Source organism: Antrihabitans stalagmiti, assembly GCF_016482825.1.
Lineage (GTDB): Bacteria > Actinomycetota > Actinomycetes > Mycobacteriales > Mycobacteriaceae > Antrihabitans > Antrihabitans stalagmiti.
This window is the reverse complement of sequence record NZ_JAEMNV010000007.1, coordinates 323,887-345,502: the sequence shown is the minus strand read 5'-3', so window position 1 is coordinate 345,502 and position 21,616 is coordinate 323,887. Positions and strand designations below refer to the sequence as shown.

Sequence of the window (21,616 nt, the reverse complement as noted above, 5' to 3'; positions counted from 1 at the left end):
GCCATGATGGCAACGGCAACGCTCAATCGGTCCTGGTCCTATGACCTGAGCACCAGCACGCTCTACGAGCTGTTGAAGCTGCGGGTCGAGGTGTTCGTCGTCGAGCAGGCATGTCCGTATCCCGAACTCGACGGTAAAGATCTCCAGCAGGAGACGCGGCACTTCTGGCTCGAAGAAGACGGTCAGGTCATCAGCACGCTGCGTCTGCTCGAAGAGCACGACGGCGGCGAGAAGTCGTTCCGTATCGGTCGGCTGTGCACGGCACGACCCGCGCGTGGCCGTGGCCATACGAGCCGTCTGTTGAAGGCTGCTCTTGCCGACGTCGGTGCGGCGACCTGCCGGATCAATGCGCAGACTTACCTCGTCGACATGTACACGAAGCACGGATTCGTCAACGACGGCGAAGAATTCGTCGAAGACGGCATTCCACACGTGCCGATGCGTCGTGGCGGGTACTGAAACAAAGGTCCGCACCGGTAACGAGGCGGGCTTCCCCTTCAGCGCTGTTGTCGGGCAAGACCGCTTGCGACTCGCCCTCGTATTGTGCGCTGTTCATCCCGGCATCGGCGGTGTGCTCGTCCGGGGCGAAAAGGGCACGGCGAAGTCGACGGTAGTGCGGGCTCTCGCTGCGCTGCTGCCGCCGGTTGCGGGCGAAACTGGACCGCGACGGTCGAGGTTGGTCGAACTTCCGGTCGGAGCAACCGAAGATCGTGTTGTCGGATCGCTCGACCTGGAGAAGGTACTTCGCAACGGCGAGCAGGCATTTCAGCCTGGCCTACTTGCCGCGGCGCATCACGGCGTCCTCTACGTCGACGAGGTGAACCTGCTGCACGACCACCTGGTCGACGTGCTGTTGGACGCCGCCGCGATGGGTCGCGTACACATCGAGCGTGACGGCGTATCCCATTCGCACCCAGCGCAATTCGTGCTCGTCGGGACGATGAATCCCGAGGAGGGGGAGCTACGCCCGCAGTTGCTCGATCGGTTCGGATTGGCGGTCGACGTCGTCGCGTCACGCGAGGTCGAGGTCCGGATGCAGGTGGTCCGGCGTCGCCTCGACTACGAACGCGACCCGGACGCGTTCGCCGCCTCCTACGCGGAAGAGGATCGCCTGCTCGCGGAGCAGATCGTCGCCGCGCGCGACTCTCTCGACGCAATCGAGTTGAGCGACAACGAACTTCGTCGGATCGCGTCGCTGTGTGCGTCCTTCGATGTCGACGGTATGCGTGCGGACCTCGTTGTCGCACGGACAGCGACCGCACACGCAGCCTGGCGTGGGGCGACCGCGGTCGCCGAAGAAGACGTTCGGGTTGCGGCCGAACTTGCTCTACCCCATCGGCGTCGGCGTGATCCGTTCGACGAGCCCGGTCTCGATCCGCAGCAACTCGACGATGCGATGGATCAGGCGGCGCAAGATGTCGAGGCGGAAACCGCCGAGACTCCGCAGGATTCGCAGCAGGCAGACTCACCGAGCGACACCGATGGTCCGGACGACGATCCAGCCGGTCCCGACGGTGCCGGTCCAGGTGGTGGCGAGACGCGAAAGACGCCCGCCCAGAGCGAAACTCGCCCGCAGACCCCGCTCGCATCGGCCAAACCGCGACATCTGACGGTGCCAGGTGTAGGCGAAGGAGCACCCGGTCGGCGTTCGCGATCGCAAGGCGGGCACGGTCGGGTAGTTCGTCCGACTACGGAGCGCGGCAAAGGTTTTCATCTGCTCGGTACCCTCTTCGAGGCGGCGCGGCATCAGTACGCACGCGGTCGCGTCGGTGGCCGGATGGTCTTCGAACCGGGCGACCTGCGCGGTGCCTATCGCGAGGGGCGCGAAGGCAACCTGGTGGTCTTCGTCGTCGATGCGTCGGGATCGATGGCGGCGCGCAATCGTCTTGCTGCCGTCACCGGCGCTGTCGTCGCACTGCTTCGCGACGCCTACCAGCGCCGCGACAAAGTTGCCGTGATCACTGTCCGGGGTGCGGAAGCGACACTCGTCCTGCCGCCGACGTCGTCGGTCGACATCGCTGTTCGACGGCTGGCGGGCGTTACGTCGGGTGGGAAAACGCCGCTGGCTCAGGGACTTCTGCGCGCTCACGACGTTGTACTTCGAGAGCGGGTACGCGATCCGCAACGGCGTTCGCTGGTTGTTCTGCTCACCGACGGCCGCGCAACGGGCGGAGTCGAACCGGTGCGTCGCGCCAAATTCGCTGCGGGACTGCTTGCACAGGCAGGCGTCGCATCGGTCGTCGTGGATTGCGAACAGGGCATGGTCCGGCTCGGTCTTGCTGCCGAACTTGCGCGTGATCTCGGCGGGACCTGTCTGCAACTGTCGGAGTTGACGGCCAAGAGCGTCGCCGGCGTAGCGCGTTCGGTGGCCTGACATGCCGAAGGGTGTTCCACTTCCCGACAGCGTCCCCGACGACGGTCTGACGACGCGACAGCGCCGAAATCTGCCCGTACTCGCCGTCCACACCGGTGAAGGCAAAGGGAAATCTACGGCTGCGTTCGGAATGGCGTTGCGGGCGTGGAACCAAGGCTTCGACGTCGGCGTGTTCCAATTCGTGAAGAGTGCCAAATGGAAGGTCGGCGAAGAGGCCGCCTTTCGCACACTGGGGCAGCTGCACACCGAGAACGGTGTCGGCGGTGCGGTGGAGTGGCACAAGATGGGTGAGGGTTGGTCGTGGACCCGTAAGAAGGGCAGCGACGACGACCACGCAGCAGCCGCCGCGGAAGGGTGGCAGGAGATTGCCCGCCGCCTCGAAACGCAGGCGCATCGGTTCTATGTACTCGACGAATTCACCTATCCGCTGAAGTGGGGCTGGGTCGACGTGGCCGATGTGGTCCGAACCCTGCGTGATCGCCCCGGCAATCAGCACGTCGTCATCACCGGCCGTGACGCGCCGCAAGCCTTGATCGACGCCGCCGACCTCGTCACCGGAATGACGAAGGTGAAGCATCCGATGGATGCCGGGCGGAAGGGCCAACGGGGCATCGAATGGTGACACGGGAGTGGTGACGCCGTCGATCGTAATCGCCGCACCCGCATCCGGGAGCGGAAAGACCACGGTGGCAACGGGTTTGATGGGTGCACTGCGGCTGGCCGGCCGCACCGTCGCCCCGTTCAAGGTCGGTCCCGACTACATCGATCCCGGTTACCACGCGCTGGCCAGCGGTCGGCCGGGGCGCAACCTGGATCCGGTACTCGTCGGCGCGGATCTGATCGGTCCGTTGTTTCGGTACGGCTCGCGTGGGTGCGACATCGCGGTCGTCGAAGGTGTGATGGGCCTGTTCGACGGAAAAATCGATCCCTCGTCACCCGACCCGACCGCCGCAGGATCCACCGCTCAGGTTGCGGCCCTGCTCGGTGCGCCGGTTGTGCTCGTCGTCGATGTGCGCGGACACAGCCAGAGCCTTGCGGCGTTGCTGCACGGGTTTGCCACCTTCGATCCGAACGTGCGTCTCGGTGGTGTGATCCTCAATCGCGTCGGCAGTCCACGGCACGAGCAGGTGCTTCGCGACGCGGCGGCCCGCGTCGGTCTGCCCGTGTTGGGTGCGCTACCGCGGATGGCCGAATTGGCAGTTCCCTCACGACATCTCGGATTGATTCCGGCGATCGAACACGGTACCGAAGCGGTCGACGCCGTCGACGCCATGACTGCGCTCGTTGCCGCACACGTCGATGTGGAAGCCATCGCCGGACTTGCGCTCGGTGGCGTCACCGGGCCGCAATGGGATCCCGCTGCGGCAGTTGGTGATGCGGTATCGGCGGCGCCGCGGATTGCGATCGGCGGTGGGGCTGCCTTCACGTTCGGCTACGCAGAACATCGCGAACTGCTAGAGGCAGCAGGCGCGGAGGTCGTGACCTTCGACCCACTGCTCGACGAATTGCCCGACGACACAGGAGGTCTCGTCCTGCCCGGCGGATTTCCCGAGGAGCACGCCGCGGCCCTGTCGGCCAATGTGGTGCTGCGTCAACAGGTCCGGAGTTTCGCCGACGCGGGGATGCCCGTGCATGCGGAGTGTGCCGGCCTGCTGTATCTCGCCGCCAGCCTCGACGGCCATCCGATGGCAGGCGTCGTCGACGTCGAAGCAAAGTTCGGCCCGCGGCTCACGCTCGGTTACCGCGACGCTGTCGCACTGTCCGATTCGCCGCTCTGGACAGCAGGCGAGCGGGTGACTGGACACGAGTTCCACCGCACCGAATTGGTCGGCACCGGAGCATCGATCCCAGCATGGGGCTGGCGCAAGGACCATGGTGAGGTCGTCCGCGAAGGGTTCGCGAGCGCCAACGTCCACGCGTCCTATCTGCATACGCACCCCGCCGGCAATGCCTCTGCGGTACGCCGATTCGTGGGCGCCGCAGCGGCTTTCAGCCACCCACGCCGTGGCGGCTGACCTCGTCGTCGGCTTGGGTCTGCGGCCGTCGACCGAAGCCGCAGCAATACTCGACGCAATAGCAGTTGCGGTCGGCGACGAACCGATCCGTTGTCTGGCAACCATGGATCGCAGAGCGGCGGATCTTGGGTTGCGCACTGCAGCAGCGACTTTGGGAGTATTCATCGTTGCTTTCGATCCGGGCGAGCTGGCCGAGGTCGACGTCGAATCCCCGTCGACACGGGTGCAGGACGCACTCGGCACACCGAGCGTGGCCGAAGCCGCGGCGCTACTCGCGTCCGGGCACGGTCAGCTGGTTGTCGCGAAGCGTGTGGTGAATGGTGTCGTCGTCGCTGCTGCCCGTAATGTCTGAGCCGTGTTGCCCGAGACCCAGCCAGCTGACGAGCCCAACCACGAGCCCACCGACGTTACTGCCGACGAGACGAACTATCTGGTCGGCTTGAACCTCACCGACCGGCGCGTCGTCGTTGTCGGCGGTGGCACCGTCGCCCAGCGGCGGCTCGGACTCCTCGTCTCCTCTGGCGCCAAGGTTCATGTGATCAGTCGTGTCGTGACACCTGCGGTTGAAGGTATGGCAACCGCAGGCCAGATCACCGTCGAACTCCGGCCCTACCGCGACGGCGACCTCGCCGATGCCTGGTACGCGATTGCCTCCACCGACGAACCGGAGACCAACGCAGCCATCGTCGCCGAAGCCGAACGTCGTCGAGTGTTCTGCGTCCGCGCGGACATCGCTCGCCTCGGCACTGCCGTGACGCCCGCAAGCGCCCACTACGACGGACTCACGATGGGCTTCCTTGCCGGTGGCCAGCATCGCCGTTCGGCCGCCGTCCGAACAGCCGTGCTCGAAGCGTTGCAAGCCGGGGTTGTCACCGACAACACCGAACCCGTCGAACCAGGCGTTGCCCTCATCGGCGGTGGACCCGGTGATCCCGACCTCATCACCGTTCGTGGCAGGCGCCTGCTCGCCCGTGCCGACATCGTCGTCGCCGATCGGCTCGCGCCGCCGGAATTGCTCGCCGAACTGGGTCCGCACGTCGAGGTGATCGACGCCGCCAAGATTCCGTACGGCCGCGCGATGGCGCAGGAAGCGATCAACCAGGCGCTGATCGACGGAGCGAAAGCAGGGAAGTTCGTCGTTCGGCTCAAAGGCGGCGACCCCTATGTGTTCGGTCGGGGTTTCGAAGAACTGGAAGCGTGCGTCGCGGCGGGCGTGCCGGTGACGGTTGTGCCAGGGATCACCAGTGCGATCTCGGTGCCATCAGCAGCCGGTATCCCCGTTACGCACCGAGGCGTGACACACGAGTTCGTCGTCGTCAGCGGACACGTCGCACCGGACCACCCGGATTCCCTTGTCGACTGGTCGGCGCTGGCAAAGCTGAAAGGCACGCTTGTGCTGCTGATGGCGGTCGAGCGGATCGGGCAGTTCGCCGACGTGTTGATCGCGGGAGGTCGGGCCGCCGAGACTCCTGCGACGGTCGTTCAGGAAGGAACGCTGCGGACGCAACGTGTCCTTCGGGCCGACCTCGCGACCGTCGCGGCGCGCGTGCGTGAGCAGAACATTCGGCCGCCCGCCATCGTCGTGATCGGGTCGGTGGCTGGTTTCTCCAGCGACGCGCAGTAACGTCAACCACCGTGTCAGACCACAGCGACGTGAAATACCCGGTGACCGACCGAGCCTTCGGGCTCGCCCTGATCGTGCTCAGTGGCCTGCAATTGATGGTCGTGCTCGACGGAACGGTCGCCAATCTGGCGCTCGCCCGGCTGCAGGACGACCTCGGTCTCAGTGACGCTGGCCGCAACTGGGTGCTGACGTCGTACGCCCTCGCATTCGGCGGGCTGATGCTGCTCGGCGGCCGAATCGGCGACGCCTTCGGTCGCAAGAAGATGTTCATCGCAGGCGTATCGCTGTTCACGGTGTCGTCGCTGCTGTGCGGCCTCGCCTTCAACGAAGCCACGCTCGTCGCGGCTCGCGCCCTCCAGGGAACAGGTGCTGCGATCGCGTCGCCGACCGCCTTCGCGCTGGTTGCCACGACGTTCGCGCCGGGTCCGGTCCGCAATCAGGCGATCGCGGTTTTCGCGGCGATGACCGGTATCGGGTCGATCGCGGGCCTGATCATCGGCGGCGCGCTCACCGAGTTCTCGTGGCGCTGGATCTTCCTCATCAACGTCCCGATCGGCATCGCCATCGTCGCGCTCGCTGTCGTCGCGCTTCGCGAGACCGCACACGAGCGGCTGTCCCTCGACATTCCGGGCGCTGTTCTCGCGACGCTCGGCTGCACGGCGATCGTCTTCGGCATCAGCGAAGGACCCGAGATGGGCTGGGCATCGCCGGCCGTGATCGGCAGCCTGATCGCCGGTTTCGCCTTGCTCGGCATGTTCCTCGCAGTCGAGCGCACGGCCGACAATCCGCTGCTGCCGTTCTCGTTGTTCAAGGACCGCGATCGCGTCGCGACCTTCATCGCCATCTTCTTCGCCAGTGCCGTCATTTTCTGTATGGCCGCCTACGTCGCATTGTTCGTGCAGGACATCCTCGGTTATTCACCGCTCAAGGCAGGCCTGGCGTTCATTCCGTTCGCGGTCGGTCTCGGCAGTGCCGCATTCGTGTCGTCGAAGCTCGCCGTACACATCCAGCCGCGCTGGCTGGTCGTCGCCGGTGCCCTGATCATGGTCCCCGGGTTGCTGTACGGATCGACGCTCGACGGCACGGCGACCTACTTCGGAAACCTGTTCGTGCTGGTCATCGGCATCGGGTTCGGCGTAGGGCTCGCGGTCGTTCCGTTGCCGCTCTGTGCGGTCGCTGGTGTCGGACCCGCCGAGATCGGCCCACTCACGGCCATCGCGCAGGTCGCGCAGACCCTCGGCGGTCCGCTTGCGCTTTCGGTCGTCGGCGCGATGGCCACGTCGCGGACGTTGTCGCTCGGCGGCACGAACGGCGCGGCTGTGGACATGAACCCGACCGAACTCGCCGCACTGGGGGAGGGCTACACGTTCTCACTCGTCGGCTGCGCGGTCTGCGCCGTGATCGCGGGCATTGTCGCGCTGTTCATCCGCTTCACCCCGCAGCAGGTCGCTCAGGCCCACGAGGCGCAGGAGGCAGCGCAGCGGGGGTAGTGACGGTGCCTCAGTGCGTGAGGACAACCAGTTCGGTCGGCGAGGCAATCTCCACCCGCAAGCCCGCCTTCGCTGCTACCCGCGCGACACCCTTGACGTCGCTCGGCTCCGCACGCGACAGGACAAGTGCTCGCGCGAGCAGACCCTTGTGGTGCTTGTTGAAATGGCTTACGACGGTTCGTGATCCGTCCGGTCCCTCGGTCAGTACCGTCGCGGTGACAGCTCCCGGAACCTTGCCGAGTTGCTGGTAGGTCCCAGAGCGCAGATCGACGACCAGTCCGCCGTCGGCTTCGTCGAGCAGCGCGTCGGTGAGGTCGGGCTTCCACACGGACCCGAGAGTGCCGAAGCCGGGGAGCTTCGATCCGCCGGACAACCGGTAGGCGGGTATCGGATCCTCCGCGCGGACCGCTCCGAACAGCGCCGACCCGATGGCCAGTCGGGCATATGCCTTCGTCCGCTGAGCTTTCGTGAAGCTCTTCGCGGCCAGCGCGTCGAACAGGACTCCCGTGTAGCGATACAGGGCGGGTGCGGTCGGGCTCGTCCACAGCGCGGAGTTGCGCCTGACCTCGTCGAGTTGGCTCGGTCCGAGGCCGAGCACGCGAAGCGATTCGTCGGGATCGGCGGCAAGGTCAACGACAGCACGGACCAACGCTTCGCGGGTCGCGGTCAGCTTCGGCATCGACAGTGTCGTGAGGTCGAGGGGAGCGAGTCGTCCACCGTCGGCCTTGGTCTCGGAGGGAGGCAGCAATACCAGCACGGGTAGGCAGCGTAGCCTGGCTGTTCGTGATTACCCGTCTCTCACAGCTGTTCCTGCGTACCTTGCGTGACGATCCCGCCGATGCCGAAGTGCCGAGCCACAAATTGCTCGTGCGTGCCGGCTACGTGCGTCGTATCGCGCCCGGCGTCTACTCGTGGCTCCCGTTGGGCCTTCGGGTGCTTCGCGAGGTCGAGCGGGTCGTCCGCGAAGAGATGAATGCCATTGGCGCACAGGAGATCCTGCTACCGGCGTTGCTGCCGCGGGAACCGTACGAGTCGACCAAGCGCTGGACCGAATACGGCGATGCACTCTTCCGTCTGAAGGACCGAAAAGGTGCCGACTACCTGCTCGGCCCGACCCACGAGGAACTGTTCGCCCTGATGGTCAAGGGTGAATACAACTCCTACAAGGACCTTCCGGTCATGCTGTACCAAATTCAGACGAAGTACCGCGACGAGGAGCGGCCGCGGGCCGGCATCCTGCGTGGCCGCGAATTCGTCATGAAGGACTCGTACTCGTTCGACCTCGACGATGACGGTCTCGAGAAGTCGTACCACGCTCATCGTGAGGCCTACCAGCGCATCTTCGCCCGCCTCAGCGTCAAGTATGTGATCGTGGCCGCGACGTCGGGTGCGATGGGTGGCAGTGCATCGGAAGAGTTTCTCGCCGAGAGTCCGGTGGGCGAGGACACCTATGTGCGGTGTGTCGAGTCGGGCTATGCCGCCAACGTCGAAGCCGTCGTCACGCCTGCTCCCGCGCCGCTGCCGGTCGACGGTTTGCCGGACGCCGTTGTCCACGACACCCCCGACACCCCGACGATCGCAACACTCGTCGAGTGGGCGAACGGCGCGCTTGGCCGTGAGGTCATCGCTGCGGACACCCTCAAGAACATCCTCGTCAAGCTGCGCTACCCGGACGGCAAGACCGAACTGCTCGGCATCGGCGTGCCGGGGGACCGCGAGATCGACGAGAAGCGACTCGGCGCATCGGTCGAACCTGCGGAATTCGAACTGATCACCGAAGCGGACTTCGCTGCCAATCCGTTCCTCGCCAAGGGTTACGTCGGCCCGAAGGCGCTGCTGGACAACGGTATTCGCTACCTCGTCGATCCGCGAGTCGTCACGGGAACGTCGTGGATCACGGGTGCGGACGCACCGGGCAAGCACGTCGTCGGGTTGGTCGCCGGTCGTGACTTCACACCCGACGGAACGATCGAGGCCGCCGAGGTTCGTGACGGCGATCCGTCACCGGACGGTGCTGGTCCGCTGGTCGCCGCCCGCGGCATCGAGATCGGTCACATCTTCCAACTCGGGTACAAGTACACCGATACGTTCAACGTCGACGTTCTCGGCGAGAACGGGAAGCCGGTGCGCCTGATCCAGGGCTCCTACGGAGTCGGCGTCTCGCGACTCGTCGCCGTCATCGCCGAGCAACAGCACGACGAGAAGGGCCTGCGTTGGCCGGCCGAGGTGGCCCCCTTCGACGTCCACGTCGTCATCGCGAACAAGGACGACGCTGCCCGAGCCGGTGCCGAGTCCCTGGCGGCGGAGCTCGATGCAGCAGGTCTGTCGGTCGTTCTCGACGATCGCAAAGCCTCACCCGGCGTCAAGTTCAAGGATTCCGAGTTGATCGGCGTTCCGCTCGTCGTCGTCGTCGGCCGTGGTTGGGCAGAGGGCAATGCCGAGATCCGCGACCGCTTCACCGGCGAGAGTGTCGAGGTTCCTGGCTCCGAGGTTGTCGCGCGGGTGCAGGCGCTCCGCGCCTCGTGAGTCTTTTCGGAGGGTCCGCCCGCCGAAAAGACTCACGAGCGGCGTAGCCGCAACAAGTTACTCGCTGCTAGGGTCGTGGCGATTCCTACGAAAGGCGACGCTGTGGCCACCTCGGGCGAGCTGCTGTTCAACCCCATCAAATCCGACTATTCCGAGTTCGATGCCGAGACGCGCAGGCAGTTGCTCGCCCTCATCGAATGGTTCGAGAGTCGCGGAAAGACACAACTCCTGCAGGACGATCTCGACGCGGTCTGGGTGTCGGACTTCCTCGAATTCATCAAGCAGGAGAAGATCTTTGCTACTTTCCTGACGCCGTCGGCCTACGCGAACGGCGACCCGAACAAGCGCTGGGACGCATCACGCAACGCGGCGCTGAGCGAGATCTTCGGTTTCTACGGACTCGCCTACTGGTACGCCGAACAGGTCACCATCCTGGGCTTGGGCCCGATCTGGATGAGCGCCAACGAAGATGCGAAGCGCAAGGCCGCGCAGCAGCTCGAAGACGGCGGCGTCATGGCGTTCGGTCTGTCCGAGCGGGACCACGGCGCGGACGTCTACTCGACCGACCTCATCCTCACCCCAAGCGACGAAGACGGCATCGCCTTCCGCGCGAGCGGAACGAAGTACTACATCGGCAACGGAAACGTCGCAGGCATGGTGTCGGTCTTCGGTCGACGTAACGACATCGAGGGTGCGGACGGCTACATCTGGTTCGCCGCGGACAGCCAGCACGACGCGTACGAACTGATCGACAACGTCATCCACGGTCAGTTGTACGTTTCGACATTCACGCTGCACGACTACCCGGTCCGCGAAGAAGACATCTTGCACACCGGGCCCGAAGCGTTCTCGTCGGCACTCAACACGGTGAACATCGGCAAGTTCAACCTGTGCTCGGGTTCGGTCGGCATGTGCGAGCACTCGTTCTTCGAGGCAATCACGCACTCGCAGAACCGGATTCTCTACGGCAACCCCGTCACCGACTTCCCGCACGTTCGCGGCAACTTCGTCGACGCCTACAGCCGCCTGATCGCGATGAAGCTGTTCAGCGCTCGTGCCGTCGACTACTTCCGCAGCGCAAGCCTCGAAGATCGTCGCTATCTGCTGTTCAACCCGGTCACCAAGTCCAAGGTGACGTCCGAGGGTGAGAAGGTGATGACGTTGCTGCTCGACGTCATCGCGGCCAAGGGTTTCGAGAAGACGACCTACTTCTGCGAAGCAGCCCGCTACATCGGCACGCTGCCGCGACTCGAAGGCACTGTGCACGTCAACGTTGCGCAGATCCTCAAGTTCATGCCGAACTACCTGTTCAACCCGGCGGAGTACCCCGAGATCGGGACTCGCAACGACCCAGCGGACGACGTCTTCTTCTGGGCGCAGGGTCCCGCTCGTGGCGCGGCCAAGGTGCAGTTCGCCGATTGGCTGCCCGTCTACGAGCGCAATTCCGAGATTCCGAACGTCGGGTTGTTCTTCGAGCAGGCCAAAGCCTTGAAGGAACTGCTCGCTACTGCGGCGCCGGATGCGGCTCAGCAGAAGGACCTGGACTTCCTGCTCAACATCGGGCACCTGTTCTCGCTGATCGTGTACGGCCAGCTGATTCTCGAGCAGGCCGAGATCACCGGCCTCGATCGTGACGTCGTCGATTCGATCTTCGACTTCCAGGTGCGCGACTTCTCGGCGTACGCGATCGCCGTTCACGGCAAGGCGTCCTCGACCGATGCTCAGCAGGAGTGGGCCATCGGCGCGGTTCGCAAGCCCGCAGTCGATCAGGAGCGTTTCGATCGAGTGTGGGCGCAGGTCAAGGCGTACGACGGCGCGTACGAGATGCGTCCGTAAGAACTGGTGACAACGGGCTCGTGAGCGGAAAGTCGCCCCCAACGGACGACTTTCCGCACACCAGCGCGTTGGTCCCGCCCCCAGCGAAATTGGTCGATCGACCATAACGATTCAGTGACGGTCGCACAAGTCGTCGTCGTTTTGCGAGGAAAATCGACGAACCTACCAACGGCCTGCTGGACAGCTGTCCTGGTGTCACAATCGACGTCATGACGACACCGAGCTGGGGCGATGTAGACAACTATCTCGTCGAGACGCTCGTCGGCGACGATCCGACGCTGACCGACGCACTTGCCGCAAATGCTGCCGGTGGTTTGCCGGCGATCGACGTATCGCCTGCGCAGGGCAAATTTTTGCACCTGCTCGCCAAATCGATCGGTGCGCGGCGGATCCTCGAGATCGGCACCCTCGGCGGGTACAGCACGATCTGGCTGGCTCGGGCAGTAGGCCCGGACGGCAAAGTCGTGACGCTCGAATACAGCCCGCAGCACGCCTCTGTTGCGCGCGCGAACCTCGGCCGTGCGGGGGTCGGCGACCGCGTCGAGGTCCGTGTCGGAGCCGCACTCGAGACGTTGCCGGTTGTGGCTGCCGACATTTCCACCGACGGATCAGGTCCGTTCGACCTCGTGTTCATCGACGCGGACAAGGTCAACAACTCCAACTACGTGAACTGGGCGCTGCGGCTGACCAGACCGGGGTCGGTGATCGTCGTCGACAACGTCGTTCGCAACGGTGGGGTAGCAGACCGGGAGTCGGCAGATCCGAATGCCGAGGCGAGCCGCGATGTGCTCGAATTGCTTTCTGCGGAGCCGCGATTGGAAGCTACGGTCGTGCAGACCGTCGGATCCAAAGGTTGGGACGGCTTCGCCTATGCCCTTGTGATCGGCTAGGGCGCTCCGCGCCTCGTGAGTCTTTTCGGCGGGCCCAACCACCGAAAGGACTCACGAGGCCGAAGGCCCCAACGTGTCCCCGAAGGCGCAGGACGACAGCTCGGCAAGGGCTGGATCCTGGTGCGCGTGCTCCGGCGCCTGCATGGCGAGCAGCACATTCAGCAGCATGCCCTGAGCGATGAATTCCCGCGCGCGCTCGGGCGTGCAACCGGTCCTTCGGACGAGTTGCTGATAGATAGCTGACATGCAGTCGCGAGCCTGGGCGCCGATCTCGGGCACCGCACCACCGGTGAAACCGTGCATCATCACCAGAAGGAGGTCGCGGTCGGTGACGAGTTCACTGTAGGCCGAAGCAAGGGCATCCCAGATTTCATCTCGATGCGGGTCGGCCTCGAGTTTGTCGAGCTCGGCATCGAACGCTGCCATGATCGCGTCGCCGGCTCGACGGAACACTTCGAGGAAGAGTTCGACCTTGGATCCGAACATTCGCACGACGTAGGGCTGGGACACGCCGGCCTCGCGTGCGACGGCATCGGTGCTGGTGCCAGCGTATCCACCAACGGCAAACGCCCGAGACGCCGCGGCAAGAACGAGCTCACGCCGCTCGGGGGCGCTCATTCTGGTCGCGGGCTTTGTCGAGGTTTCTACGCTTGCCATATTGACATGTTATCAGTTGATTACTACCTTCGACATTACTAGTTATCATTCGATGCTTACAAGGAGTGGTCATGACGATCGTCTCGGATCCACCTGATCTACTGTCGGACCGCGGGGCGTCATCGGACGCTCCCGGAAATCCGTTCGAGCCGTCCAAGCGACGGGTTCCCGTGTGGCTCGCCCTGGTAGCGGCGTCGTTGCCGATGTTCATGGCGACACTGGACAACCTCGTCATGACCAGCGCACTGCCTGTCATCCAGGCCGATCTCGGTGCCACGGTCGGGCAGCTGTAGTGGTTCGTGAACGCCTACACACTCGCTTTCGCGACGTTGATGCTTGCGGCAGCGACGCTCGGAGACAGGCTCGGCCGCCGCAAGCTGTTCGTCGGCGGCATCACGGTTTTCACGCTGGCCTCCATCGCATCCGCACTCGCGACCACCTCGGCAATGCTGATCGCAGCGCGAACAGTGCAGGGAATGGGAGCGGCCGCGATCATGCCGCTGTCGCTAGCGCTGCTCGCCGGTGCTGTCCCTGCAAGCAAACGCGCGCTTGCCATCGGCGTCTGGGGCGGAGTGTCGGGTCTGGGTGTTGCACTCGGGCCGGTCGTCGGCGGAGCCGTCGTGGACGGTGTGTCATGGCAGGCCATCTTCTGGCTCAACGTGCCCGTCGCCGTCGTCGCCATTCCGCTCGCGCTGTACGCACTCGGCGAGTCCCGCGGTCGCAAGGTGCCGCTCGACGTCGTCGGCGTTCTGCTCGCCGGAGCTGGCATCTTCGCCGGTGTCTGGGGCATCATCCACGGCAACGACGACGGCTGGACCTCGACGTCGGTGCTCACGACACTCGTTGCTTCCGGTGCACTTCTTGTCGCGTTCGTTGTCAGGGAATCGAGGATCCGCTTTCCTGTGATGCCGTTGCGGCTCTTCGGATCTCGAAGCTTCTCCATGGCAAACATCATCGGCCTGACGTTCTCGCTCGGCATGATGGGCGCGGTCTTCCTGCTGTCGCAGTACCTACAGATCGTCATGGGATACACACCGTTCGAGGCAGGTGTGCGGACGCTGCCGTGGACCGCGGCGCCCATGATCGTCGCGCCGATCGCAGGCTTGCTCGTCGAACGTCTCGGGCTGCGGACCCTGCTCGTCACCGGTCTCGGACTGCAGGCGGTCTCGCTCGCCTACATGGCTGCGGTGACTGTGCCCGGCGCTACCTACTCCGACTTCGTTCCCGGCTTCATCATGGCCGGCGTCGGAATGGGGCTGACGTTCGCGCCGAGCGCTACCGCCGTTCTCGTCGACATGGCCGAAGCCGACCACGCGACAGCGAGTTCCGCGAACTCCACGATTCGTGAGATCGGCATCGCGCTCGGTGTGGCAGTCCTGACCGCGGTGTTCCTCGGGTCGGACGGTTCGTTGACGCCGACCGGCTACACCGACGCGCTCCGGCCCGCACTCCTGGTGGGCATGGCCTCGGTGTCGGTCGCCGTCGTCGCCGCGTTCTTCGTGCCGAGCCGCCGAGCCGTTCGAGTTGCACTGTGAGCGTCGACAATTGACCTGGATCGTCAGGGCTGACCTGGGAACGGCACCGTCGGGGGTGCCGTTCCCAGTATTGTCTGCCAATTGGCAAGTCGCAGAGTGGCTTCGGTGAGCGCTTCGACACCGGTGCCGCGGGTGTGGTCGGACTGGGCACGCTCGATGACCGAGCGCCATGCGATCGCGGTCTCTGCTTCGACCTCGGCCGCGAGTCGCGCAGCGGAGACCGGATCGACAACCGGGAACGGCACCGTGTAACCCGCTTCGGCGGTCGGCGCGTCGACGCTGGCCGCGGTCAGTGCGTCGATCGTCGCGTCCCGCCGCGCGCGATGTGCCGCGGCATTCGTCGCGATCAGTTCTGCGCGTTCCGGATTGGAGAAGGCGGCCGCGAGACCATAGGCGAACACGGCGGCGTGTTCCGCCTTCAGAGCGTCGACGAGCGCTTGCTGCTCGGTTCCGGTCATCGCAGCAACACCCCGACCTGAGTTGTACAGCAGGCGCTGATCGAGCCGAGTAGTCCTGCCCGATAACCCGATTCGGTTCGAGCGAGATTCGACGCGCTGCGTGCCGATTCGGTGAGCCTGGTACGCAATTCGTCCAGGTTCGGGGGAGTCACGGGCGTAGCGTTGCTGCCGGTGGTCGCGCCGCGGTTGGCCGCGGGCGTCGATCCGTCATCGTATGTCCCTGCTGCTCTTGCTATTTCGGTGTCGAGAGCGTCGCGGTGAGCTGTTCGTTCGGCGGCGATCGACGTGAGTGCCTGCCCACGCTCTGGCATCGTCGCGACCGCCGCGTTTGCGAGGTTCGAGTCTCTGTCTGCTCGATCGCGCTGTGCGATAAGCACATCGACAGGTGCCGGGGCACTGTCGTCGGCACCTGCTCCACAAGCCGGCAACGACGCGACGCCGGCAGTCCCGAGCGCGCCGAAACCCGCGAGCCGCAGGGCGGACCGTCGCGATACCGATCCAGTGGTGAACGAGGTGAGCACGGTTACATCGTGCCAGGAACGCGGGCGTCGACGTAGCGCGGCTGGACACCACACCCTGAAATCAGCGTTAGGCTAGACGTCCGACCAACGCTCGTGAGCACCGCACACAACTGAACCTAGGAGCCTTTTCAGATGCCGATTCCGTCGATCGAGAGGGTGAGCCAACTCGTCGCAGATCCCGTCGCAGCGCACGGATTGGATCTCGAGGATGTGTCGCTGATATCAGCAGGCACCCAATCCACAGTTCGTGTGATCGTCGACCGCGAAGGTGGCGTCAGTCTCGACGCCATCGCAGCCGTCAGTCGTGACATATCCGCTGCTCTCGATGCCGCAGACGAATCGGACGACGACGCCTACACCCTCGAAGTGACCACGCCCGGCATCAATCGTCCGCTCACCCAGCCGCGGCACTGGCGTCGCGCCCGTGGCCGGAAGGTGCGGGTCAGGACACCAACGGAGAAGTTCGACGCACGTGTCGGTGAGGTGTCGGAGGGTCCGGAAGGCTCAGAGGCCTCCGAAGGCTCCGAGGGTGAAGGACCGCACGTTGCGCTCGTCGTCGTCGCCGACCCGAAGGTCGGTCCGGTCCTGCGTACGGTGCTGCTCTCCGAAGTCACCGAGGCTGTTGTGAAGGTCGAATTCTCGCCGCCCAATCCGCGGGAACTCGAGTTGGCGGGCGGCGTCACACCCGGGCGGCCGACACCAGGCACAGTAGACGATTCGATCGAAGTAGAGGAAGCCGACAAATGAATATAGACATCGCCGCATTGCGTGCCATCGAGGCTGAAAAAGGCATCTCGATCGAGACCGTCATCTCGACGATCCAATCCGCACTGCTCACTGCCTACCGCCACACCGAGGGGCACCAGTCGAACGCCCGCATCGACGTCAACCGCAAGTCCGGCGTCGTCCGGGTCATGGCGATCGAGACCGACCAGGACGGCAACCTGATCTCCGAATGGGACGACACGCCTGAAGGCTTCGGCAGGATCGCGGCGACGACCGCGCGTCAGGTAATCCTGCAGCGCCTGCGTGATGCCGAGCACGAGCGCTCGTTCGGCGAGTACTCGACCCACGAGGGCGAGATCGTCGGCGGCGTCATCCAGCGCGACACCCGAGCGAATGCGCGTGGCACTGTCGTCGTCCGAATCGGCAGCGATGCCAACGGCGCCGACGGTCTCATTCCTGCGGCCGAGCAGGTGCCGGGGGAGACCTACGTGCACGGCGAGCGGCTCAAGTGCTACGTCGTCGGCGTCACACGCGGTCAGCGTGGTCCGCAGATCACGCTGTCGCGCACCCACCCGAATTTGGTTCGCAAGCTGTTCGCACTCGAAGTTCCCGAGATTGCCGACGGCTCGGTCGAGATCGTTGCAGTAGCTCGCGAGTCGGGCCACCGTTCGAAGATCGCAGTGAAATCCAACATCAACGGGCTCAACGCCAAAGGTGCGTGCATCGGACCGATGGGACAGCGGGTCCGCAACGTGATGAGCGAACTGGCGGGCGAAAAGATCGACATCATCGACTTCGATGCCGATCCTGCGCGATTCGTCGGCAATGCGCTGTCGCCGTCGAAGGTCGTTTCGGTAACCGTCGTCGACGCAGATGCCCGCGCTGCGCGCGTCGTCGTACCCGACTTCCAGCTCTCGCTCGCCATCGGCAAAGAAGGCCAGAACGCGCGTCTCGCAGCACGGCTGACCGGGTGGCGGATCGACATCCGCAGCGATGCAGCACCCACCGCGGACAGTCCTGCGGGACCCGAAGCAAATCGGGTCCAGGGAGGGATGCGGGATTCTCCGGCGATCAGCGGTAGAGTGGACGATGGTTCAGCACGAGCCTGAAGTTTCTGTGTCACAGCCGTCCCGGTCCCCGGTTCGGACGTGTATCGGATGCCGAGAGCGAGTGCAAGCTGTCGACCTGCTCAGGGTCGTAGCGCGCAAGTTCGAAACCGACGGCAGCACGCAGGCCGCAAGCTTCGAATTGGTGCCAGACCCTAAGCGCAGACTTCCCGGACGGGGTGCTTGGTTGCACCCCGATTCGAGCTGTCTGGCACTTGCAGAGCGGCGCCGAGCATTCGGCAGAGCATTGAGAGTGTCCGGAATTCTGGATAACTCCGCATTGGTTCGGATGATCGACGCCGTACCGGCCGGAGGCCAGGCGCAGTAGTAGGCCCGAGTAACAGATCTCGAGAAGAACAGGCACGAGCACTCATGAGCACACCGTGAAGCACCAGCGATGAACGTCCGTCGGAGATAACCCGAGGTCGTGCGGGCCCCCATCAGTGGGGACGCCACGCTCGACCTCTCAGTGAGGAGAGCAGTGGCAGGCAAGGCCCGCGTGCACGAGTTGGCAAAAGAACTCGGTGTCACAAGTAAGGAACTACTCGCAAAGCTCAAAGAGCAAGGCGAGTTCGTAAAATCGGCGTCCTCGACAGTAGAGGCGCCAGTCGCACGCCGTGTGCGTGAATCTTTCGCCGCACCGAAGGCACCAGCCAACGGCAGCGCAACCAAGCCGAGTGCAACCGCATCGGCACCGTCCACGTCGGCAGCATCGACGACATCGGCCAAGCCCGGCGGACCCCGCCCGGGCCCGAAGCCTGCACCGGCTGCACCGAAGGCTCCGGCCGCGGCGGCACCACAGGCCCCGGTCGAGGCTCCGGTCGCAACCCCCGCAGCGGCAACCGAGGCTCCGGCCCCGAGTCGTCCCGCTCCGAGTGCACCGCGTCCCGCTCCGCGAACCGCAGCCCCTGTTGCCGAGGCTCCCGAAGCGAGCGCAGCTCCCGCCCCGGCGGCAGCAGCTCCGGCCGCTCCGGCCGCACCAGCTACTCCGGGCGGACCGAAGCCGGGTCCCAAGGCTCCTCGCGTCGGCAACAACCCGTACTCCTCTGCACCCACCGAGCGTCCGGCTCCTCGTCCGGCTCCCGGCGCACCGCGTCCGGCTGCAGGTCGTCCGGCACCCGGTGGCACCCGTCCGGCTCCCGGCCAGGGCGGCGCCCGTCCGGCTCCCGGTCAGGGTGGTCCGCGTCCGGCCCCCGGCTCTCGTCCCCCCGCAGGTCAGGGCGGTCCCCGTCCGGCTCCGGGCCAGGGCGGTCCGCGTCCGAGCCCGGGTTCGATGCCTCCTCGGCCGAATCCAGGCGCAATGCCGACCCGCTCGGCTCGTCCCGCACCAGGAGCAGGTAGGCCCGGCGGCGGTCGTCCAGGCGGCGCTCCCGGCGGTCGTCCGGGTGGTCCCGGTGGCGGCGGCGGTGGCGGCGGTTACCGCGGCGGCGGCGCAGGTGGCGGCGGCGGCGCTCCGGGTGCTCCCGGTGCAGGCGCACCCGCAGCAGGTGGCTTCCGTGGTCGTCCAGGTGGCGGCGGCGGTGGCGGTCAACGCCGTGGCGGCGGTGCCGCAGGTGCCTTCGGTCGTCCGGGCGGCGCAGTCCGTCGAGGACGCAAGTCGAAGCGGGCGAAACGCGCCGAGTACGAGAACATGCAGGCGCCGGCAGTCGGTGGCGTTCGGCTGCCACGTGGCAACGGCGAGACCATCCGTCTCGCTCGCGGCGCATCGCTCGTCGACTTCGCAGAGAAGATCGACGCGAACCCCGCTGCATTGGTCCAGGCCCTGTTCAACCTCGGCGAAATGGTCACCGCGACACAGTCGGTCGGCGACGAGACGCTGGAGCTGCTCGGCGGCGAGATGAACTACGTCGTCCAGGTCGTCAGCCCCGAGGACGAGGATCGCGAGCTGCTCGACAGCTTCGACCTCACCTACGGCGAAGACGCAGGTGACGAGGACGATCTCGAACAGCGTCCGCCTGTCGTGACCGTCATGGGTCACGTCGACCACGGTAAGACGCGACTGCTCGACTCGATCCGTAAGGCCAACGTCCGTGAGGGCGAGGCCGGCGGCATCACGCAGCACATCGGTGCCTACCAGGTGCTGACCGAGCTCGAGGGCAACGAGCGTCTCGTGACGTTCATCGACACCCCCGGTCATGAGGCCTTCACGGCCATGCGTGCCCGTGGTGCCAAGGCCACCGACCTCGCGATCCTGGTCGTTGCCGCCGACGACGGCGTCATGCCGCAGACGGTGGAAGCGATCAACCACGCCCAGGCGGCCGACGTGCCGATCGTGGTCGCGGTCAACAAGATCGACAAGGAAGGCGCGAACCCGGACAAGATCCGGCAGCAGCTGACCGAATACGGTCTGGTCGCAGAGGAATACGGCGGCGACACGATGTTCGTCGACATCTCGGCGAAGCAGGGCACCAACATCGATGCACTGCTCGAGGCTGTCCTCCTGACCGCGGATGCCGCGCTCGATCTGCGCGCCAACCCGGACATGGATGCACAGGGTGTTGCCATCGAGGCGCACCTCGACCGTGGCCGCGGACCTGTCGCGACCGTCCTCATCGCACGCGGAACCCTGCGTGTGGGTGACTCGATCGTCGCAGGTGACGCCTACGGACGCGTTCGTCGAATGGTCGACGAGCACGGCGAGGACGTCGCGGAAGCACTGCCTTCACGGCCGGTCCAGGTCATCGGTTTCACTTCGGTGCCAGGCGCAGGCGACAACCTCCTCGTCGTCGACGAGGACCGCATCGCCCGTCAGATCGCGGACCGTCGTAATGCGCGTAAGCGCAACGCGATGCAGGCCCGTAGCCGCAAGCGCATCAGCCTGGAAGACCTGGATGCGGCGCTCAAGGAGACGAGCGAGCTCAACCTCATCCTCAAGGGCGACAACTCCGGAACAGTGGAGGCCTTGGAAGAGGCACTGCTCGGCATTCAGATCGACGACGAGGTGCAGTTGCGCGTCATCGACCGCGGCGTCGGTGGCGTCACCGAGACCAACGTCAACCTGGCGTCGGCGTCCAACGCGATCATCATCGGCTTCAACGTCCGTGCCGAAGGCAAGGCGACCGAGCTGGCGAACCGCGAAGGTGTCGACATCCGGTACTACTCGGTGATCTACCAGGCCATCGACGAAATCGAGAAGGCCCTCAAGGGCATGCTCAAGCCGGTCTACGAAGAGGTGGAGCTCGGCCGCGCCGAGATCCGCGCTCTGTTCCGGTCGTCGAAGGTCGGCACGATCGCAGGTTGCATGGTCACGTCGGGCTCGATCCGCCGCAACGCCAAGGCGCGCTTGCTGCGTGACAACGTCGTTGTTGCCGAGACCGTCACGATCTCCTCGCTCAAGCGCGAGAAGGACGACGCAACCGAGGTGCGCGAAGGCTTCGAATGTGGTCTCACGTTGACGTATTCCGATATCAAGGAAGGCGACATCATCGAGGCCTACGAGCTGCGCGAAAAGCCTCGCGACTAGTCCGTGTCTTGCAGGTCGGCGGGGTCTTCGGACCTCGCCGACCGTGCACGGCTCGACCGGAGGAGGGCCCCACCGCACATGTATCTGGGTGCACTGGAACTCGACATCCTGCTCGGGGATGTCCGCTCGCTCAAGGAAAAACGGTCCGTGATCAAGCCCATCGTCGCCGAGCTGAAACGCTTCGGTGTCTCGGCTGCCGAAACCGGCGAGCAGGACAGATATCGACGGACCATGGTCGGCGTCGCGATCGCCAGCTCGGGCGCAACGCATGTGCACGAAGTGCTCGACAACTGCGAGAGACTGGTCGCACGGCGACCCGAGATTCAGCTTCTCGCGGTGCGTCGACGCATTTTCGGACCAGAGGATTGATTTCGGACAAGTCGGACTCGAAACGG

Annotated in this window: 19 protein-coding genes and 1 pseudogene; 16 read left to right on the top strand and 4 right to left on the bottom strand. The window is 65.2% G+C overall.

From position 1 onward, the window contains the following. The first annotated feature begins 3 nt into the window (after positions 1-3). From JGU71_RS21850 to JGU71_RS21820, 7 genes are read left to right on the top strand one after another with little or no spacing between them, the layout of a single operon-like run. The gene (locus JGU71_RS21850) at positions 4-459 is read left to right on the top strand and encodes a GNAT family N-acetyltransferase (protein ID WP_199706472.1); all 456 of its coding nucleotides are present in this window, start codon (positions 4-6) and stop codon (positions 457-459) included. Then, a complete protein-coding gene (locus tag JGU71_RS21845) occupies positions 446-2,374 on the top strand; it encodes a magnesium chelatase subunit D family protein (RefSeq protein ID WP_307829757.1) in 1,929 nt (642 codons plus the stop codon). Before JGU71_RS21850 ends, JGU71_RS21845 begins: the two co-directional genes overlap by 14 nt. A gap of 1 nt (position 2,375) precedes the next feature. Further along, positions 2,376-2,996, top strand: a complete 621-nt coding sequence (gene cobO, locus JGU71_RS21840) for a cob(I)yrinic acid a,c-diamide adenosyltransferase (RefSeq protein WP_199706468.1) — start codon at positions 2,376-2,378, stop codon at positions 2,994-2,996. Continuing rightward, positions 2,959-4,389, top strand: a complete 1,431-nt coding sequence (locus JGU71_RS21835; RefSeq protein WP_199706466.1) for a cobyrinic acid a,c-diamide synthase CobB — start codon at positions 2,959-2,961, stop codon at positions 4,387-4,389. The genes cobO and JGU71_RS21835 overlap by 38 nt, the downstream gene beginning before the upstream one ends. Further along, a complete protein-coding gene (locus tag JGU71_RS21830; protein ID WP_307829756.1) occupies positions 4,379-4,741 on the top strand; it encodes a cobalamin biosynthesis protein in 363 nt (120 codons plus the stop codon). The genes JGU71_RS21835 and JGU71_RS21830 overlap by 11 nt, the downstream gene beginning before the upstream one ends. Before the next feature lie 6 nt (positions 4,742-4,747). Beyond that, positions 4,748-6,013 (top strand): uroporphyrinogen-III C-methyltransferase, encoded by a 1,266-nt coding sequence (cobA, locus tag JGU71_RS21825; protein WP_199706557.1) that lies wholly within the window; start codon positions 4,748-4,750, stop codon positions 6,011-6,013. An 11-nt stretch (positions 6,014-6,024) separates the two neighbouring features. Next, complete coding sequence (locus tag JGU71_RS21820; RefSeq protein WP_307829755.1) at positions 6,025-7,503, top strand: MFS transporter; 1,479 nt, start codon at positions 6,025-6,027, stop codon at positions 7,501-7,503. Positions 7,504-7,513: 10 nt separating this feature from the next. Here the strand turns inward: JGU71_RS21820 and yaaA are convergent, their stop codons facing one another. Beyond that, positions 7,514-8,260 carry a peroxide stress protein YaaA gene (gene yaaA, locus JGU71_RS21815; RefSeq protein WP_199706462.1) on the bottom strand — a complete coding sequence of 249 codons (747 nt, stop codon included), beginning with the start codon at positions 8,258-8,260 and terminating at the stop codon, positions 7,514-7,516. A 26-nt stretch (positions 8,261-8,286) separates the two neighbouring features. Here yaaA and JGU71_RS21810 point away from each other — a divergent pair, with 26 nt between their 5' ends. The 3 genes from JGU71_RS21810 to JGU71_RS21800 all read left to right on the top strand — a co-directional run bounded on the left by JGU71_RS21810 (position 8,287) and on the right by JGU71_RS21800 (position 12,755). Next, entirely contained in the window at positions 8,287-10,029 is a 1,743-nt protein-coding gene (locus tag JGU71_RS21810; protein WP_199706461.1) for a proline--tRNA ligase, read from the top strand. Positions 10,030-10,131: 102 nt separating this feature from the next. Continuing rightward, entirely contained in the window at positions 10,132-11,865 is a 1,734-nt protein-coding gene (locus tag JGU71_RS21805; RefSeq protein WP_199706459.1) for an acyl-CoA dehydrogenase family protein, read from the top strand. Positions 11,866-12,074: 209 nt separating this feature from the next. After that, positions 12,075-12,755, top strand: coding sequence for an O-methyltransferase (locus tag JGU71_RS21800; RefSeq protein ID WP_199706457.1), 681 nt, complete (start codon positions 12,075-12,077; stop codon positions 12,753-12,755). Between the two features lie 51 nt (positions 12,756-12,806). Here JGU71_RS21800 and JGU71_RS21795 read toward each other — a convergent pair whose 3' ends face one another. Then, positions 12,807-13,412 (bottom strand): TetR/AcrR family transcriptional regulator, encoded by a 606-nt coding sequence (locus JGU71_RS21795; RefSeq protein ID WP_233529862.1) that lies wholly within the window; start codon positions 13,410-13,412, stop codon positions 12,807-12,809. Between the two features lie 203 nt (positions 13,413-13,615). Between JGU71_RS21795 and JGU71_RS21790 the strand changes: the two are divergent. Then, a pseudogene (locus JGU71_RS21790) lies at positions 13,616-14,947 on the top strand (DHA2 family efflux MFS transporter permease subunit). A gap of 23 nt (positions 14,948-14,970) precedes the next feature. Here JGU71_RS21790 and JGU71_RS21785 read toward each other — a convergent pair. Together JGU71_RS21785 and JGU71_RS21780 are read right to left on the bottom strand one after the other, a co-directional pair. Next, a complete protein-coding gene (locus JGU71_RS21785; RefSeq protein WP_199706455.1) occupies positions 14,971-15,405 on the bottom strand; it encodes a ferritin-like domain-containing protein in 435 nt (144 codons plus the stop codon). After that, positions 15,402-15,926 carry a hypothetical protein gene (locus JGU71_RS21780; RefSeq protein WP_199706453.1) on the bottom strand — a complete coding sequence of 175 codons (525 nt, stop codon included), beginning with the start codon at positions 15,924-15,926 and terminating at the stop codon, positions 15,402-15,404. The genes JGU71_RS21785 and JGU71_RS21780 overlap by 4 nt, the downstream gene beginning before the upstream one ends. Before the next feature lie 132 nt (positions 15,927-16,058). Here JGU71_RS21780 and rimP point away from each other — a divergent pair, with 132 nt between their 5' ends. The 5 genes from rimP to JGU71_RS21755 all read left to right on the top strand — a co-directional run bounded on the left by rimP (position 16,059) and on the right by JGU71_RS21755 (position 21,590). Further along, positions 16,059-16,673 (top strand): ribosome maturation factor RimP, encoded by a 615-nt coding sequence (gene rimP, locus JGU71_RS21775; protein WP_199706451.1) that lies wholly within the window; start codon positions 16,059-16,061, stop codon positions 16,671-16,673. Next, positions 16,670-17,761, top strand: coding sequence for a transcription termination factor NusA (nusA, locus tag JGU71_RS21770; protein WP_233529861.1), 1,092 nt, complete (start codon positions 16,670-16,672; stop codon positions 17,759-17,761). The genes rimP and nusA overlap by 4 nt, the downstream gene beginning before the upstream one ends. Next, positions 17,742-18,086, top strand: coding sequence for a YlxR family protein (locus JGU71_RS21765; RefSeq protein WP_199706449.1), 345 nt, complete (start codon positions 17,742-17,744; stop codon positions 18,084-18,086). Before nusA ends, JGU71_RS21765 begins: the two co-directional genes overlap by 20 nt. Before the next feature lie 153 nt (positions 18,087-18,239). Beyond that, the gene (gene infB, locus JGU71_RS21760; protein ID WP_199706447.1) at positions 18,240-21,221 is read left to right on the top strand and encodes a translation initiation factor IF-2; all 2,982 of its coding nucleotides are present in this window, start codon (positions 18,240-18,242) and stop codon (positions 21,219-21,221) included. A gap of 78 nt (positions 21,222-21,299) precedes the next feature. Further along, on the top strand, positions 21,300-21,590 hold the full coding sequence (locus JGU71_RS21755; RefSeq protein WP_199706445.1) for a DUF503 domain-containing protein: 291 nt from the start codon (positions 21,300-21,302) through the stop codon (positions 21,588-21,590). Positions 21,591-21,616 lie beyond the last annotated feature (26 nt).

Bases quoted from the DNA above. Each gene is read 5' to 3' on its own strand.
- JGU71_RS21785 (WP_199706455.1), bottom strand. From the start codon at position 15,405: ATGACCGGAACCGAGCAGCAAGCGCTCGTCGACGCTCTGAAGGCGGAA.
- JGU71_RS21835 (WP_199706466.1), top strand. From the start codon at position 2,959: ATGCCGGGCGGAAGGGCCAACGGGGCATCGAATGGTGACACGGGAGTG.
- JGU71_RS21850 (WP_199706472.1), top strand. From the start codon at position 4: ATGATGGCAACGGCAACGCTCAATCGGTCCTGGTCCTATGACCTGAGC.
- JGU71_RS21795 (WP_233529862.1), bottom strand. From the start codon at position 13,412: ATGGCAAGCGTAGAAACCTCGACAAAGCCCGCGACCAGAATGAGCGCC.
- cobO (WP_199706468.1), top strand. From the start codon at position 2,376: ATGCCGAAGGGTGTTCCACTTCCCGACAGCGTCCCCGACGACGGTCTG.
- nusA (WP_233529861.1), top strand. From the start codon at position 16,670: ATGAATATAGACATCGCCGCATTGCGTGCCATCGAGGCTGAAAAAGGC.
- JGU71_RS21755 (WP_199706445.1), top strand. From the start codon at position 21,300: ATGTATCTGGGTGCACTGGAACTCGACATCCTGCTCGGGGATGTCCGC.
- JGU71_RS21800 (WP_199706457.1), top strand. From the start codon at position 12,075: ATGACGACACCGAGCTGGGGCGATGTAGACAACTATCTCGTCGAGACG.
- rimP (WP_199706451.1), top strand. From the start codon at position 16,059: ATGCCGATTCCGTCGATCGAGAGGGTGAGCCAACTCGTCGCAGATCCC.
- JGU71_RS21765 (WP_199706449.1), top strand. From the start codon at position 17,742: ATGGTTCAGCACGAGCCTGAAGTTTCTGTGTCACAGCCGTCCCGGTCC.